The sequence below is a fragment of the Klebsiella sp. P1927 genome (assembly GCF_018204675.1).
GTDB lineage: Bacteria > Pseudomonadota > Gammaproteobacteria > Enterobacterales > Enterobacteriaceae > Klebsiella > Klebsiella pneumoniae.
This window is the reverse complement of sequence record NZ_CP073377.1, coordinates 4,015,149-4,030,277: the sequence shown is the minus strand read 5'-3', so window position 1 is coordinate 4,030,277 and position 15,129 is coordinate 4,015,149. Positions and strand designations below refer to the sequence as shown.

General features: G+C 61.6%; 17 protein-coding genes. 5 read left to right on the top strand and 12 right to left on the bottom strand.

All coding sequences use genetic code 11. The features are described 5' to 3' along the window. The 4 genes from KB892_RS20310 to KB892_RS20295 are packed head-to-tail and all read right to left on the bottom strand — an operon-like array spanning position 1 to position 3,058. Positions 1-690, bottom strand: a complete 690-nt coding sequence (locus KB892_RS20310; RefSeq protein ID WP_004151357.1) for an amino acid ABC transporter permease — start codon at positions 688-690, stop codon at positions 1-3. Beyond that, positions 680-1,432, bottom strand: a complete 753-nt coding sequence (locus KB892_RS20305; protein WP_004151356.1) for an amino acid ABC transporter permease — start codon at positions 1,430-1,432, stop codon at positions 680-682. Before KB892_RS20305 ends, KB892_RS20310 begins: the two co-directional genes overlap by 11 nt. Then, positions 1,429-2,247, bottom strand: coding sequence for an amino acid ABC transporter ATP-binding protein (locus KB892_RS20300; protein WP_004151355.1), 819 nt, complete (start codon positions 2,245-2,247; stop codon positions 1,429-1,431). Before KB892_RS20300 ends, KB892_RS20305 begins: the two co-directional genes overlap by 4 nt. Position 2,248: 1 nt before the next feature. Further along, complete coding sequence (locus tag KB892_RS20295; RefSeq protein ID WP_002890106.1) at positions 2,249-3,058, bottom strand: ABC transporter substrate-binding protein; 810 nt, start codon at positions 3,056-3,058, stop codon at positions 2,249-2,251. 333 nt (positions 3,059-3,391) lie between these two features. Here KB892_RS20295 and KB892_RS20290 point away from each other — a divergent pair, with 333 nt between their 5' ends. Next, entirely contained in the window at positions 3,392-3,562 is a 171-nt protein-coding gene (locus tag KB892_RS20290) for a hypothetical protein (protein WP_002890108.1), read from the top strand. A gap of 116 nt (positions 3,563-3,678) precedes the next feature. Here KB892_RS20290 and KB892_RS20285 read toward each other — a convergent pair whose 3' ends face one another. From KB892_RS20285 to KB892_RS20265, 5 genes are read right to left on the bottom strand one after another with little or no spacing between them, the layout of a single operon-like run. Further along, on the bottom strand, positions 3,679-4,374 hold the full coding sequence (locus KB892_RS20285; protein WP_002890126.1) for an ABC transporter ATP-binding protein: 696 nt from the start codon (positions 4,372-4,374) through the stop codon (positions 3,679-3,681). Next, positions 4,367-5,149, bottom strand: coding sequence for an ABC transporter ATP-binding protein (locus KB892_RS20280; protein WP_004151354.1), 783 nt, complete (start codon positions 5,147-5,149; stop codon positions 4,367-4,369). The genes KB892_RS20285 and KB892_RS20280 overlap by 8 nt, the downstream gene beginning before the upstream one ends. Continuing rightward, the gene (locus KB892_RS20275; protein ID WP_002890127.1) at positions 5,136-6,185 is read right to left on the bottom strand and encodes a branched-chain amino acid ABC transporter permease; all 1,050 of its coding nucleotides are present in this window, start codon (positions 6,183-6,185) and stop codon (positions 5,136-5,138) included. Before KB892_RS20275 ends, KB892_RS20280 begins: the two co-directional genes overlap by 14 nt. Next, complete coding sequence (locus tag KB892_RS20270) at positions 6,185-7,084, bottom strand: branched-chain amino acid ABC transporter permease (protein WP_002890128.1); 900 nt, start codon at positions 7,082-7,084, stop codon at positions 6,185-6,187. Before KB892_RS20270 ends, KB892_RS20275 begins: the two co-directional genes overlap by 1 nt. A gap of 19 nt (positions 7,085-7,103) precedes the next feature. Beyond that, positions 7,104-8,210, bottom strand: coding sequence for an ABC transporter substrate-binding protein (locus KB892_RS20265; protein WP_004147267.1), 1,107 nt, complete (start codon positions 8,208-8,210; stop codon positions 7,104-7,106). Between KB892_RS20265 and KB892_RS20260 the strand changes: the two genes are divergently transcribed. Beyond that, a complete protein-coding gene (locus KB892_RS20260; protein ID WP_004144596.1) occupies positions 8,203-8,346 on the top strand; it encodes a hypothetical protein in 144 nt (47 codons plus the stop codon). The two genes, KB892_RS20265 and KB892_RS20260, sit on opposite strands and share 8 nt — an antisense overlap. A gap of 439 nt (positions 8,347-8,785) precedes the next feature. Here the strand turns inward: KB892_RS20260 and eutC are convergent, their stop codons facing one another. From eutC to eat, 3 genes are read right to left on the bottom strand one after another with little or no spacing between them, the layout of a single operon-like run. Then, entirely contained in the window at positions 8,786-9,562 is a 777-nt protein-coding gene (eutC, locus tag KB892_RS20255) for an ethanolamine ammonia-lyase subunit EutC (protein WP_004151353.1), read from the bottom strand. Next, positions 9,559-10,947, bottom strand: a complete 1,389-nt coding sequence (locus KB892_RS20250) for an ethanolamine ammonia-lyase subunit EutB (protein ID WP_004151352.1) — start codon at positions 10,945-10,947, stop codon at positions 9,559-9,561. The genes eutC and KB892_RS20250 overlap by 4 nt, the downstream gene beginning before the upstream one ends. Positions 10,948-10,956: 9 nt before the next feature. Further along, positions 10,957-12,336, bottom strand: coding sequence for an ethanolamine permease (eat, locus tag KB892_RS20245; RefSeq protein ID WP_002890157.1), 1,380 nt, complete (start codon positions 12,334-12,336; stop codon positions 10,957-10,959). 62 nt (positions 12,337-12,398) lie between these two features. Between eat and KB892_RS20240 the strand changes: the two genes are divergently transcribed. From KB892_RS20240 to mmuM, 3 genes are all read left to right on the top strand, one after another. Further along, a complete protein-coding gene (locus tag KB892_RS20240) occupies positions 12,399-12,527 on the top strand; it encodes a hypothetical protein (protein ID WP_004217023.1) in 129 nt (42 codons plus the stop codon). 82 nt (positions 12,528-12,609) lie between these two features. After that, a complete protein-coding gene (gene mmuP, locus KB892_RS20235) occupies positions 12,610-14,019 on the top strand; it encodes an S-methylmethionine permease (RefSeq protein ID WP_002890161.1) in 1,410 nt (469 codons plus the stop codon). Then, positions 14,006-14,938 carry a homocysteine S-methyltransferase gene (mmuM, locus tag KB892_RS20230; RefSeq protein WP_004144601.1) on the top strand — a complete coding sequence of 311 codons (933 nt, stop codon included), beginning with the start codon at positions 14,006-14,008 and terminating at the stop codon, positions 14,936-14,938. Before mmuP ends, mmuM begins: the two co-directional genes overlap by 14 nt. The last annotated feature ends 191 nt before the right edge of the window (positions 14,939-15,129 follow it).

Genomic DNA, 15,129 nt, shown 5'->3' with positions numbered 1-15,129 from the left:
TTATCTGGTGGTCGCGCGGCGGGTAAAGCGCCGGCTGGCCAGCAGGCTCAGACCGCAGCACAGCAGGTAGTACACCGCGCCGGTGAAGACGAAGATCGCCAGGGGATAGATCTGCACCCGGTTGTTGACCTGGCCGGCCACGGTGGTCAGCTCCGGGACGTTGACGATAAACGCCAGCGAAGTGTCCTTCAGCAGGCCGATAAAGATCCCCACCAGCGACGGCTGAACGTTGCGCAGCGCCTGCGGGAGCAGCACCAGGCGCAGCGTTTGCCCGGGAGCGAACCCCTGGGTCAGCGCCGCCTCATACTGTCCTTTCGGCAGCGACTGCAGCCCGGCCAGCACCGAGTGCATCACCGAGGCGGCGGTAAACCACGCCAGCGCCAGGGTCACGGTCACCGCGCCGGGCAGATCGCCGCCGGTCAGCATCGGCAGCAGATACCACAGCCAGAAGATGACAAATATCAGCGGGATGCCGCGGATAATTTCCACCCACAGAAACAGCAGACGCCGCACCAGCCCGCCGTAGCGCCAGGCCAGGCCCGCCAGCGCAATGCCTCCCGGCAGCGCCAGCAGGGTGGCGCCGATGGCCATCAGCAGGGTCAGCGCCACGCCGCCGGGCTGGCCCTCCGCCAGTCGGCCCCACAGCAGGTAATCGAGGTTATCGGCGATCACCGCCAGATTAGCGTTCATGTCGGGCGCTCCGTTGCAGTTTTCTTCCCGGGCCGAGACGCGTGAGCGCCACGCCCATCGCCACCCCCAGCGCCAGGTACAGCGCGGTGCCGACGGCAAACGCCTCCAGGGCGTGCGCGTTATAGCTCTCAATCTGCCGCACCTGATAGGTCAGTTCCGCAAAGCCGATGCCGCTGGCCAGCGATGAGAGTTTCATCAGGTTAAGATACTGGCCGACAATCGGCTGCCAGGCGTTGCCCAGCCCCTGCGGCAGGAGGATAAAGCGCAGCTCCTGCCACGGCGTAAAGCCCTGCGACAGCGCGGCTTCCCGCTGCCCGTGGCTGACGGCGCGCAGTCCGGAGGCGATCTCTTCCACCAGAAAGGCGGAGGTAAAGACCCCCAGCCCCCACATCGAGCAGAGGAACTCCGGCGTCAGCCACCAGACGTTACCCGGCAAAATGGACCAGGCGTGTTCGTCGTTCACCACCTCCTTCACCGCCAGCGGCAGCAGGTTCCAGGCGGCAAAGTACCAGAACAGCAGCTGGACCAGCAGCGGAGTGTTGCGAAACAACGAGACCCACGCGGCCACCAGTCCGCGCCCCGCGCGTCCGCCGCCGAGGCGCAGGGCCAGCAGCAGGACCGCCAGCAGGGTGGCGAGCAGGATCCCGGCGACGCTGACCCAGATGGTGGTGAGAAAACCAGAGATAATCCATTGCAACGGCTGCCCGCTCAGGACGCCGTGCCAGTCAAGCATCGGCGTCACTCGAGGCTCTCCTGGTGCAGCGGATCCAGCACCTTCTGCAGAAAACGCCGCGCGCGGGCATGCTGCGGATGGGCGAAAAACTCAGCCGGCGGGGCGACTTCGAGGATGTCGCCGCCGTCGATAAACACCACCCGGTCGGCAATTTCGCGGGCAAACTGCATTTCGTGGGTCACCACCAGCATGGTGATCCCGCTGTGGGCGAGGGTTTTCATCACCTGCAGCACTTCGCCGATCATCTCCGGGTCGAGCGCCGAGGTGGGCTCATCGAACAGGATAATCTGCGGCGATGAGGCCAGGGCGCGGGCGATGGCCACCCGCTGCTGCTGGCCGCCGGAGAGCTGCGCCGGCATCTGCTGCGCTTTTTCTTCCAGTCCGACCTGACGCAGCAGCGCCAGCGCCCGCGCCTGAGCCGCGCTTTTTTCCCAGCCATGAACGCGCTCCAGCGCCAGAGTGATGTTCTCCTGCGCCGTCAGGTGGGCATAAAGGTTGAACTGCTGGAAGACAAAGCCGACGCGGCTGCGCAGCTGGCGCAAGGCGCTGCCGCTCAGCCGGCTGGTGGGTTTGCCGTCGATCAGGATCTCGCCGCCGCTTAAGGATTCGAGCTGGTTGATCAAGCGGATCAGCGTCGATTTTCCCGAACCGGAAGGGCCGAGGATCGCCACCACTTCGCCGGGCTCGACCTGCAGGTTGATGGCGTTAAGTACCTGATGATCGCCGTAGCGCTTGGCCACATCACGGAACGTAATGCTGGCGCGCTGCAGACGTGAAAAATCCGCGGCCGGAGCCGCGGAGTGGGAGAGTAAACCCGAGAACATATTATTTCGCTTCTATGGTAAAGGCGCGCGGCTGCGGCGTTTTGGTGGCAGGGCCAAACCAGACATCGTAAATTTTCGCGGCTTCGCCGGTTTTCTCCAGCTTCACCAGCTCATCGTTGACGGCCTTCAGCAGGGCCGGTTCGCCTTTCTTCACGCCCACGCCAATCTCTTCTTTGCTGAGCAGGTCGGGCAGAATTTTAAACTTGGCTTTATCCGGCGCTTCCGCCAGCAGACCGGCGAGGATGGTGCTGTCCTGGGTGATGGCCTGGACGTTGCCGTTGCGCAGGGCGGTCAGGGCCAGCGGAATATCGTCATAGGAGAGGACGCGAGCCTGCGGGAAACGCTGGTGCAGGGCCTGTTCGCCGGTGGTGCCTTTCACCGCGCCGATGCGCGCTTTGCTGTACTCATCGAGCTTATCCGGAGAGCCGGCCGGCACGAGGAACTGCTGGCCGGTGACGAAATACGGCGTTGAGAAATCAATAACCTGGGCCCGCTCCGGGGTGATGGTAATGTCGGCGACGATCAGGTCGGCTTTACCGGACTGCAGCAGCGGAATACGGTTGGCCGGGTTGGTGGCCACCAGCTCGAGTTTGACGCCGAGCGCTTTCGCCAGCGCCTGGGCAAAGTCGACGTCGTAGCCGACGATATGGTGGGTTTTGGCGTCCACGGAGCCGAACGGCGGGTTGGCGTCGAAGGTGGCGACTTTTACGACGCCGGCGGCTTTGATGTCAGCCAGCTGGTCCGCCTGTGCCTGCGAGGCGAGCAGCAGCATACCCAGCGCCAGTGCGATTTTTGTGGTTTTATTGCGCATAGTTTTTCCCCTGAATCCCTGTTTTGTTTTGTGGACATCACGCTCCCACAAATTGCCCGTCGGCGGCAAAGAAGAAAAAATTCTTATCTATAACCAAAAAGAACTTAACAAACCTATGGGTATTCTTTATGCGCCGCTGGCTTTTACCAGGACGGCAACGACTGCCGGGCGGTCCCCTCTCCCTCAGGGAGAGGGCCAGGGAGAGGGTGATAGGACCGGGGGTAATATGCGCCAGCCAGGATTGCAAATTCGGAATTAATATTTCCCGCGCCCGGCCAACTGTGGTTGAAATAGACCCAGGCGATTCGCTTCCCGACAGAGGAGAAAACGAAAGTGGCATTGTGGCAACGGTTAACGGGCTGGCTGGCTTTTTTGTCCAACGGTGAAGCCGGACAGCAGGATACCCAGCGCGTCATGGAGGCGATCCTGCCGGTAGCCAGCCTCTACGGCGTGGACATTGGCAACGTGGAAACCCGGTGGTTCCGTCATGATAAGACATACTGAGCGACGCAGGACGCGAGAAGCCTACTGGAACGAGGTGTGCTTTGTGTAGCAAGAGACTGCCTGAGGTTGCGGCCTTGCAGGAGGCGCCGCCGCAGCCCAGGCAGTTTTGACCATGCCTATCCCCCCAGATACATCCGCTTAATTTCCGGATTAGTCAGCATCTCCCGCGCCGCGCCTGACAAGGTGATCCGGCCATTCTCCAGGACATACGCCCGATCGGCGATCGCCAGCGCGGCCGTCGCATTCTGCTCCACCAGCAGCACCGTCATATTCTCTTCGCGCAGTTGCTTAATGATGCCGAACAGCTCGCCGACAATTTTCGGCGCCAGCCCGAGGCTCGGTTCATCCAGCATCAATAACACCGGCTCGCTCATCAGCGCCCGGGCGATGGCCAGCATCTGCTGCTCGCCGCCGCTCATGGTGCCCGCCATCTGATGGCGCCGCTCCTTGAGCCGCGGAAAGAGGGCGTACATGCGATCGCGCAGGCGGGCGTAGCCGGCGAGATTATTGTAAGCGCCCATGCGCAGGTTCTCTTCGATGGTCAGGTTGGTAAAGACGCGCCGTCCCTCCGGCACCAGCGCCAGCCCGCGACGCACGATCTGGTGGGTCTGGCTGCGTGAGATATCGTCGTTGAGGAAGCTGACGCGCCCACTGGAGCGCACCAGGTTGACGATCCCGTTCAGGGTGGAGGTTTTACCGGCGCCATTGCTGCCGATCAGGGTGACGATTTCCCGGTCATAGACATCGATATCGACGCCCTTCAGACCCTGGATCACGCCGTAAAAGACCTTCAGTTCCCGGGCGTTAAGCATAATTGGCTTCTCCCAGATAAGCGGAAATGACGTCCGGATGCTGGATCGCCTCGGCCATCAGGCCGCTGAACAGCGGCTTACCGTACTCCAGAACCATCACCCGCTCGCACAGGCGGTTGACGAAGGGCATATCGTGCTCGATTAACAGGACGCTGAGCTGATAGTCATGGCGCATGCGGAAGATCAGCTCCGCCAGATCCTCGGTCTCCTTCGGGTTCATCCCGGCGGCCGGCTCATCGAGCAGGAGCAGCTTCGGCGCGGTGGCCAGCGCGCGGGCGATCTCCACTTTGCGCTGGTTGCCATAGCTTAGGTTTGTGGCCTGCATATGGGCGAAGTGGGCGATGCCGATATCCTCCAGGATGGCCATCGCTTTGGCTTTCGCCGCCCGCTCGGCCGGAAAGTAGCGACCAATATGCAGGGCCGCCTCCAGCAGCGAGTAGCGGCTGGCGCGGTCGAGCCCGACCATCACGTTCTCCAGCACCGTCATGGAGTTAAACAGGCGGATATTCTGGAAGGTGCGGGCGATCCCGGCGTTCACCACCTGGTTGGGCTTCAGCCCCTTCAGCGACGTGCCCGCCAGGGTGACGCTGCCGCTGGTGGGTTTATAGTTGGCGGTAATGACGTTAAACAGGGTTGTTTTGCCCGCGCCGTTAGGGCCGATAAGGCCAAAGATCTCCGCCTCGTCAACATGGAAGCTGACGTTGTCGATGGCCCGCAGGCCGCCGAACTGCATGGTGACGTCCTGCACCTGCAGGATAACGTTATTTTCCGCCATAGCCGCCGCTCCTTCTTCCGGTCTGCCAAATCTCTTTTTTCCCCAACAGCCCCTCGCGGGCGAAGAGCATGATGATCAGCAACAGCAGGGAGAAGACCACCATTCGCAGGCCCGGGTACGCGCCGAGATCGTGACCGAAGAACTGCAGCGGCTGATCGAGGAAGCGCAGCCACTCGCCGCTGCCGACCACCAGCACGGTGCCGAGCAGGGCGCCGGTGGTGCTGCCGAGCCCGCCGAGGACGATAATAATCAGCAGCTGGAAGGTGAGCATAAAGTCGAACAGCCCCGGGGAAATGGTGGTCAGCAGGGAAGCCAGCAGACCGCCGCCGATCCCTTCGAAGAAGGCGCTGGTGGCGAAGGCGCAGGTTTTAATGCGGAAGGTGTTGACCCCCATGGCGATCGCCGCATCTTCATCGTCGCGAATAGCTTTCATCATCCGGCCATACTTCGACCACACCAGCTGGAGGATCATGCCGGTGGCCAGCAGGGCGAACAGCCCGCACCAGAACAGGAGATGCGGCTGCTGCGGAATATCGTTCAGCCCGATGGCGCCGTTGGTGATTTGCGGGTTGTTAATGGCGAGGATCTTGATGATAAACCCAAAGCCGAGGGTGACAATGGCCAGGTAGTCGCCACGTACCCGGAAGACCGGCACGGCGAGGCACACCGCCAGCGCCGCCGCGCACAGGCCGCTTATCAGCAGGGCAGGGAGGAAGCCCGCGTGCAGGCTGAGGATCCACGGGCTGGGGGCGGCCATTTCAAACATGTCTACCTTGCTGTCGCTGGAGAGGATCAGCAGGGCGGTCACGTAGGCGCCCACCGCCACGAAGCCGTTCGGCTCCAGCGACAGCTGGCCGGTCACGCCGTTGATCAGGTTGTAGCTGACCGCGAGGATCATAAAGATAAAAATGGTGCTGATGACACGAACAATGTAGTCATTGAAAACCACGTTGATTCCGGCCAGCAGCGCGATACAGATGACAATAATGGCCAGGTTGCGCAGCTGCGCCCCGGCGGTCGTCGTCGCGTTGAGCATCAGAAACGGCTCCTTTCCAGACGTTCGTCGCCCATAATGCCGACCGGGCGGAACAAGAGGACCAGAATCAAGAACAGGAAGGCGAAAGCGTCTTTATAGCCGCCCAGTTCGGGGAAGATCGCCACGGCGACCACCTCGGTAAAACCGAGGATAAAGCCGCCCAGCACCGCGCCGGTGACGCTGCCGATCCCGCCCAGCACGGCGGCGGCGAAGGCCTTCAGGCCGATAAGCACGCCCATCAGGGGATCGATCGTCGGGTAGCTGATGGAGTAGAACACGCCGCCGAGCGCCGCGAGACTACTGCCGAGGGCGAAGACCAGGGAGATGATCCGGTTGGCGTCAATGCCCATCAGGCGCACGGTGTTGACGTCAAAGGCCACCGCGCGGATCGCCATCCCATAGCGGGTGCGGTACAGCAGCCAGAGGATCGCCAGCAGCAGCAGGACGGTGATCAGCGGCACAATCCACGCCACGTTGGTAATGATGACGCTGCCGAAGGCCCGGGTCTGGTTGAAAAAGTCAGGGGCGGAGAAGAAGCGCGAGCTGCCGCCAAACAGTACGTTAAACAGGTTTTCGAGAAAGAAGCTGACGCCGATGGCGGTGATCAGCATGGAGATTTTCGAGGCCTGACGCAGCGGACGATAGGCGACCCGGTCAATCAGCATACCAAACAGGCCGCACAGCCCGAGGGTCAGGAAAACGGCTACCCCGAAGGGTAGCCCAACCGAAGAAAATAAAAACAGCGTACTAAACGCGCCGACCATCATCACGTCCGCATGGGCGAAGTTGATCAGCCGCAGCACGCCATAAACCATCGTATAACCGATGGCAATCAGGGCGTACATGCCCCCAAGACTCATTCCATTGACCACTTGCTGGAGAAAAATGGCGCCGTCCATTTTGTAGCCTCGTCACAACTTAAGGGTTAACCACGGTACGAAACGCCAGCTTGCCATCTTTCACTTCGTTGATGACCGCGCTGCGAATGGCGTCGCCGTTCTGTAACGTCAGCGTGCCGGTCACCCCCTGGAAATCTTTGGTGGCGCGGATTTTTTCATTTACGCAGACCCGATCGTGGGGATCGCTGCACTGGTTCATGGCGTTGACGATGACGTTATAGGCGTCCGCCGCCATTGCGCCCCAGGTATGGGTCGGCTGCTGGTATTTGGCTTCCCAGGCTTTGATGAAGGTTTCCCCCGCCGGGGTCTGCTCTTTGGCGTTCGGCGAGTAGTAATCGGTGGTCATATAGCCGTTGACCGCGTCTTTACCGACATCGAAGAAGACCTGATCCGCGGCCAGACCGTCGCCGCCCACCACCGGTTTGTTGAGCCCCAGCTGTTTAGACTGCACGGCAATCAGCGCCCCTTCGGTGTAGTAGATCGGCATGTAAATCATGTCGACATTCTTCGCCTTGACGCTCGCCAGCTGGGCTTTAAAGTCCTTGCTGCCGCCCGGGGCCTGGACCTCGATGGGAATGGTGCCGCCGTTTTTCAGGAACTGGGTGCGGAACGCTTTCGCCAGGCCGACGGAGTAGTCGTTGCTGCTGTCAAACACGATGGCGGCGGTTTTGGCTTTCAGATCGCGGGAGGCCAGATTGGCCCCGACCACCCCCTGGAAGCTGTCCGAGAAGCAGACCCGGCTGACGTAGGGATGGTTGCGGGTGACGCGGTCGTTGGTGGCGGTGGAGGAGACCAGCGGCGTTTTGCTGTCGTCGGCGATTTTGGTCATCGCCAGGGTGTTGGAGGAGGTGACTTCCCCGATCACGGCATCCACTTTATCGCTGGAGACCAGGCGCTGCATGGCATTGGCCGCTTCGACTTTGTCGCTTTTATCATCGATAACGATAAGCTTGATGGTATCGCCATTTTTTAACGTTGGGGTGATGGCCTGAATAATGTCCAGCCCTTTCTGCGACGGCTGGCCATAGCCGCTGAGGGCGCCGCTCAGGGGTAATACCACCCCGATTTTAATTTCCGCTGCCTGCGCGCTGCTGGCGCCGACCAGCGCGGCAACCAGCGTGGCCATTAAAGACGCTTTCCCGGAAAACGATTTCATTGGTATTTCTCCGTCGGTCGATTATTTATCTTTAACCATCAATGACTGCATAACATTAAGGAATAATGCGCCAGCGTATCCGGCGAATTATTGGCTGTTATGTTGAATAGATAACGAGATATATACCCTAAATAATTCGAGTCGCATGAAGGCGGCAAGTAAGCGAGTCGCCAGACGCTTACAGAAGTAAGTGACTGGGGGAGAGAACGCAGCCAACGCACATGCAACTTGAAGTATGACGGGTATTTTTAATGCGCTGATTTACCTTACAACGTCCGTTTCGTTTTTACTCATGCAATATTCTTATTACCTGCAGGGAAGGGCATAAGGCTGGCGACAACACGGTTTTTGGTACGGTGAAAGCATTTTGCCGGGGGGCGACTGGCGCCTTACCCGGCCTGAAAAATACGCCATATAAACCGCTGGCACGGCTTCCGTAGACCCGTACCAGCGAAGCGCCGCCGGGCAATTTCAGCACGCGGCGGAATATAAAGTCAGGTGCACAAGATAATATTAAAAATCTATTCTGCTGCTCGCGTGACTTATTATTTTAAAGGGGGCAACGGTTTTATTTTACCATGCAGCGCCGGATTATCGCTTTCATCTTTCAGACCCACCCCGGTAAGCCGGCGCAAAAAAGCCTGCTCCAGCAGCCAGGCCAGTTTAAAGGCGGCGGCGTCATGGCTTAATCCCTCCGGCCGAATATTGGAGATACAGTTGCGCTCAGACTCCAGGCGCTGACGATGAGGCTGCCAGGTGAGGTAGACGCCGAGGCTGTCCGGCGAGGAGAGACCCGGTCGTTCGCCAATCAGGATCGCCACCGCGCGGGCTTTCAGGGTTTCGCCAATATCATCTCCCAGCGCTACCCGCGACTGATGCGCCAGCACCACCGGCGCCAGGCCGATACCCAGCGTCTGCAGATAGGGCAGCAGGGCGCGGATCAACGGCACCGCCTGGCGCTCTACCGCCCAGGAAGAGAGGCCGTCGCCGATCACCAGCAGCAGGTCGGCGGGGCGGACGCCGCTGGCGGCGAGGTCGGCGCGACTCTCGTCGGCGAGCCGCCGCCCGAGATCCGGGCGCCGCAGATAGGTATGACGGTCCGGCGCGGCGCTGTGCACCGTCAGGGCGTCGAGGCCGAGCGCCGCCAGCGGCGCCACCAATTGTTGGCTGGCGAACGGCTGATGAATGGCATCCCGCGCTCTGGCATGGGCCAGACCAAAGTTGAGGACTTCGCGGGTCGGCAGACTGGCGCCGCTGCGCCCCAGGGCGATCCGCGCATCGGTAAATTCACGCAGCGGGTTCCAGGCATCGGGACGGTTCATACAGAGGCTCCTTGCGGCAGGACGGACAGCAGCGGATGGCGGGCGTCGGTGAGCCGCAGCGCGCCGTGCGGATCGATAATTTGCATTTTCGCCAGCCAGTCGGCGAACTCCGGGGCATGCTTTAAGCCCAGCAGGCGACGGGCGTACAGCGCGTCATGGAACGAGGTGCTCTGGTAATTGAGCATGATATCGTCCGCTCCGGGCACACCGATCAGGAAGGTGAGCCCGGCGGCGCACAGCAAGGTCAGCAGGGTGTCCATATCATCCTGATCCGCTTCCGCGTGGTTGGTATAGCAGACGTCGCAGCCGATCGGCAGGCCCATCAGCTTGCCGCAAAAATGATCCTCCAGCCCGGCGCGAATAATCTGCTTGCCGTCGTAGAGATACTCCGGACCGATAAAACCGACCACGGTATTGACCAGTAGCGGTTCAAAGTGGCGGGCGACGGCGTAGGCCCGCGCCTCACAGGTTTGCTGATCGACGCCGTGGTGGGCGTTGGCCGACAGGCAGCTCCCCTGGCCGGTCTCAAAATACATCACATTGTTGCCGAGGGTACCGCGCCTGAGGCTCAGGGCCGCCTCGCGGGCCTCCTGCAGCATGGCAAGGTTGATGCCGAAGCCGCTGTTGGCCGCTTCGGTTCCCGCCACCGACTGAAACACCAGATCCACCGGCGCGCCGCGCTCAATCAGCTGCAGCGTATTGGTCACATGGGTCAGAATGCAGGACTGGGTAGGGATGGCGAAGCGCTGAATAATATCGTCCAGCATGACGTTCAGCTGCGCCAGCACCGGTAAGCTGTCGCTGGCCGGGTTGATGCCGATCACCGCGTCCCCGGCGCCGTACAGCAGCCCGTCGAGCATACTGGCGGCGATGCCTTTCAGGTCGTCGGTGGGATGGTTGGGCTGCAGGCGTACGCTGAGGTGGCCGGGCAGGCCGATGGTGTTGCGAAAGCGCGTCACCACCTGGCATTTGCTGGCGGCAAGGATCAGATCCTGATTGCGCATCAGCTTACTGACCGCCGCCGCCATCTCCGGGGTGATGGCGCGGGCGACCCGCTGCAGCGTGGCGGTATCGGTAGCATCATCCAGCAGCCAGTCGCGAAAATCGCCGACCGTCAGGTGACGCAGGGCGGCAAAGCCCTGCGCATCATGGGTGTCGAGGATCAGGCGAGTCACTTCGTCCTGCTCGTAAGGGATAAGCGGGTTGTCGAGAATGTCGGTCAGCGGCACCTCGGCGAGGGCCATTTTCGCCGCCATCCGCTCTTCGGCTGAGGTGGCGATAACCCCTGCGAGGGCGTCGCCGGAACGGGCCGGCGACGCTTTCGCCATCAGCGTTTTCAGACTATCAAAGCGCCATACCTGGCCCGATAGCGTGGTTTTATACATGCCGCCTCCTCAGGAGACCGTGCGCAGTTGAGGATCCACTGGCGCCCGTTCACGGGCCGCTGCGGTTTTGCGGAACCACAGGTAGCCGCCGAGCATCATCGCCGCGAAAATCAGCGCCAGCAGCAGGTTATACCAGACCATCGCCACCAGGCAGAGCACCGCCATGCCGAGGGCAAAGGCCGGCGCCAGCGGGTAGAGCGGGGCGCGGAACGGACGGATCAGCTTCGGCTCGCTACGGCGCAGTTTGAACAGCGCCGCCATGGAAGTGATATACATAACAATAGCCCCAAATACCGACATGGTGACGATGCAGGCGGTCAGCGGCATGCCGCTGATGGTGATCAGCGAGTCGGAGAAGATCGCGGCGATCCCGACCACGCCCCCGGCGAGGATCGCCATATGCGGGGTGCGGGTGCGGCGGTTGAGGGAGGCCAGCCCGGCGGGCAGATAGCCGGCGCGGGCGAGGGAGTAGATCTGCCGCGAGTAGCCCATAATGATGCCGTGGAAGGAGGCGACGAGGCCAAACAGCCCCAGCCACACCAGCATATGCAGCCAGCCGCTGCCGTTGCCCACGACCGTCTTCATCGCCTGGGGCAGCGGATCGTTAATATTGGACAGCGCGCGCCAGTCGCCGACGCCGCCGGCGAAGACCATCACGCCGATCGCCAGCACCGTCAGCGTCAGAATGCCGCCGCCCAGGGCGCGGGGAATGGTGCGCTGCGGATCTTTGGCCTCTTCGGCCGCCATGGAGGCCCCCTCAATGGCGAGGAAGAACCAGATGGCGAACGGAATGGCGGCGAACATCCCCGGCAGCGCCAGGCCGCTGAAGCTGTCCGCGCCCGCCCAGCCGTTAGTGGTGAAGTGGCTCCAGGAGAAGCCGGGGGCGACCACGCCCATGAACACCAGCAGCTCGAAGATGGCCAGCAGAGTGACGATCAGCTCGAAGGTGGCGGCGATGCCGACGCCGAGAATATTGAGCGTCATAAAGATCACGTAGGCGCCGCAGGCGACCCATTTCGGATCCAGCGCCGGAAACTGCACGTTGAGGTAGGCCCCGATGGCCATGGCGATGGCCGGCGGGGCGAAGACGAATTCAATCAGGGTGGCAAAACCAGCGATAAAGCCGCCGGTGGGCCCGAAGGCGCGGTAGGCATAGGCGAAAGGGCCGCCAGCGTGCGGGATGGCGGTGGTCAGCTCGGTAAAGCTGAAAATAAAGGCGCAGTACATGGCGGCGACCGCCAGGGCGACGACCATAAACCCCATCGTGCCCGCCTGCGACCAGCCGTAGCTCCAGCCGAAGTACTCCCCGGATATCACCAGTCCGACGGCGATCCCCCATAAACGAAAACTGCCGAGCGTTCTTTTTAAGGTGGTGGTTTGCTCTGTCATACGTATTGCCTCGCCAGATAGAAAGGTGCTGAACGACAGGCTGCAAAGAGAGTGCCAGAACGTTGCCTGCCGCGATAAGGCGTCAGTCCGTGGCGCGCCCGCTGGCGCTGCGCAAAAATGGGGCAGGCTGCACGCTGTCGGCGCGCGCGCTGGTGCAGCGGCTTTGCTTTTTCAGCGGCGGCACGGTATAACACTTCTTCTTTTGGATGTTTAGATGTCTATACGTTTATACGCATCATGACCCGGGCAAGCGGGCTGGCGTGAGAAAATAAAATGCAAAGCACAACACAACAACAAGGTGGGCAGCTGAAGCGCACCATGAAAACGCGCCATCTGATCATGCTGTCGCTCGGCGGCGTGATTGGCACCGGCTTATTCTTCAATACCGGCTATATCATCTCCACCACCGGCGCGGCCGGGACGCTGCTGGCGTATCTGATTGGCGCCCTGGTGGTCTGGCTGGTGATGCAGTGCCTTGGCGAACTGTCGGTGGCGATGCCTGAGACCGGCGCCTTCCACGTTTACGCGGCGCGCTATCTTGGCCCGGCGACGGGCTATACCGTGGCGTGGCTCTACTGGCTAACGTGGACGGTGGCGCTGGGGTCGAGCTTCACCGCGGCGGGATTCTGCATGCAGTACTGGTTCCCGCAGGTGCCGGTCTGGATCTGGTGCGTGGTGTTCTGCGCAGTGATCTTCGGCCTTAACATCATTTCGACGCGCTTCTTCGCCGAAGGCGAGTTCTGGTTCTCGCTGGTGAAAGTGATCACCATCGTCGCGTTTATTATTCTCGGCGGCGCGGCCATTTTCGGCATCATTCCGATGCAGGATGGCTCGCCGGCGCCGGGCCTGCGCAATATCACCGCCGAAGGCTGGTTCCCGCACGGCGGCCTGCCGATCCTGATGACCATGGTGGCGGTGAACTTCGCCTTCTCCGGGACGGAGCTTATCGGCATTGCCGCCGGAGAGACGGAAAACCCGCATAAAGTTATTCCGGTTGCCATCCGCACCACCATCGCCCGGCTGATTATTTTCTTTATCGGCACCGTGTTTGTGCTGGCGGCGCTGATCCCGATGCAGCAGGCGGGAGTGGAGAAAAGCCCCTTCGTGCTGGTGTTTGAGAAGGTGGGCATCCCTTATGCGGCGGACATGTTCAACTTCGTGATCCTGACGGCGATCCTGTCGGCGGCTAACTCCGGCCTGTACGCTTCCGGGCGGATGCTGTGGTCGCTGTCGAACGAGAAGACGCTGCCGGCCTGCTTTGCCAAAGTCAATAAACGGGGCGTGCCGGTGACCGCCCTGTCGGTGAGTATGCTGGGCGGCGTGCTGGCGCTGTTCTCCAGCGTGGTGGCGCCAGATACGGTGTTTGTCGCGCTGTCGGCGATCTCCGGTTTTGCGGTGGTGGCGGTGTGGTTGAGCATCTGCGCCTCGCACTTTATGTTCCGCCGCCGCCATCTGCAGCAGGGTAAGGCGCTGAGCGATCTCCAGTATCGCGCTCCCTGGTATCCGGTGGTGCCCGTTCTGGGCTTTGTGCTGTGCCTGGTGGCCTGCGTGGGCCTCGCTTTTGACCCGAGCCAGAGAATTGCGCTGTGGTGCGGGATCCCCTTTGTGGCCCTGTGCTATGGTGCCTGGTATCTTACTCGTTCACGGAATATGACTCAGGAGCCCCAACATGTCGCAGACTAATCCGTTTACCGCCCTGCTTGCCGCCCAGCCTTTCGTGCTGCTGGACGGCGCCATGGCCACCGAGCTGGAGGCCCGCGGCTGCGATCTGGCCGACAGCCTGTGGTCGGCGAAAGTGCTGCTGGAGAACCCGCAGCTGATCCGCGATGTGCATCTTGACTACTTTCGCGCCGGGGCGCAGGTGGCGATCACCGCCAGCTATCAGGCCACTCCGGCGGGCTTTGCCGCGCGCGGGCTGGATGAGGCGCAGTCCCGGGCGCTAATCGGCAAAAGCGTCGAGCTGGCGCGCAAAGCGCGCGAGGCGTACCTCGCCGAGAACCCGCAGGCCGGTACGCTGCTGGTGGCCGGTTCGGTGGGGCCGTATGGCGCGTTTCTCGCCGACGGCTCGGAGTATCGCGGCGATTATCAGCGCAGCGCGGCAGAGTTCCAGGCCTTCCACCGCCCGCGCGTCGAAGCGCTGCTGGATGCCGGCGCCGACCTGCTGGCCTGTGAAACCCTGCCGTCATTCGCTGAGATCCAGGCCCTGGCGGCCCTGCTGCAGGAGTATCCCCGCGCCCGCGCCTGGTACTCCTTCACGCTGCGCGACGCCGAACATCTCAGCGACGGCACGCCGCTGCGCGAGGTGATGGCCGCCCTGGCGGATAACCCGCAGGTGGTGGCGGTGGGGATCAACTGTATCGCGCTGGAAAATACGCCCGCGGCGCTGGCGCATTTGCACAGCCTGACGGCCCTGCCGCTGGTGGTCTATCCTAACTCCGGCGAACATTATGATGCGGTGAGCAAGACCTGGCACCATCATGGCGAAGCCTGCGCCAGCCTGGCGGATTATCTGCCGCAGTGGCTGGCGGCCGGGGCGAAGCTGATCGGCGGCTGCTGCCGCACCACGCCGAAGGACATCGCCGCGCTTAACGCGAAGCGCTAAGTTTTTTGCCGGGTGGCGCTGCGCTTACCCGGCCTACATATTGCGCGAAACGGATGCTGGGTAAGGCGTAGCCGCCGCCCGGCGCCAACCATCTGCCACTAACTCACCGCACAAAACCAACTATCCTTTCCCGCTTTTGTTCTAAAAACGATTCGCTATTAGCCAGAATTTTTAATTACTTCATCTCCATC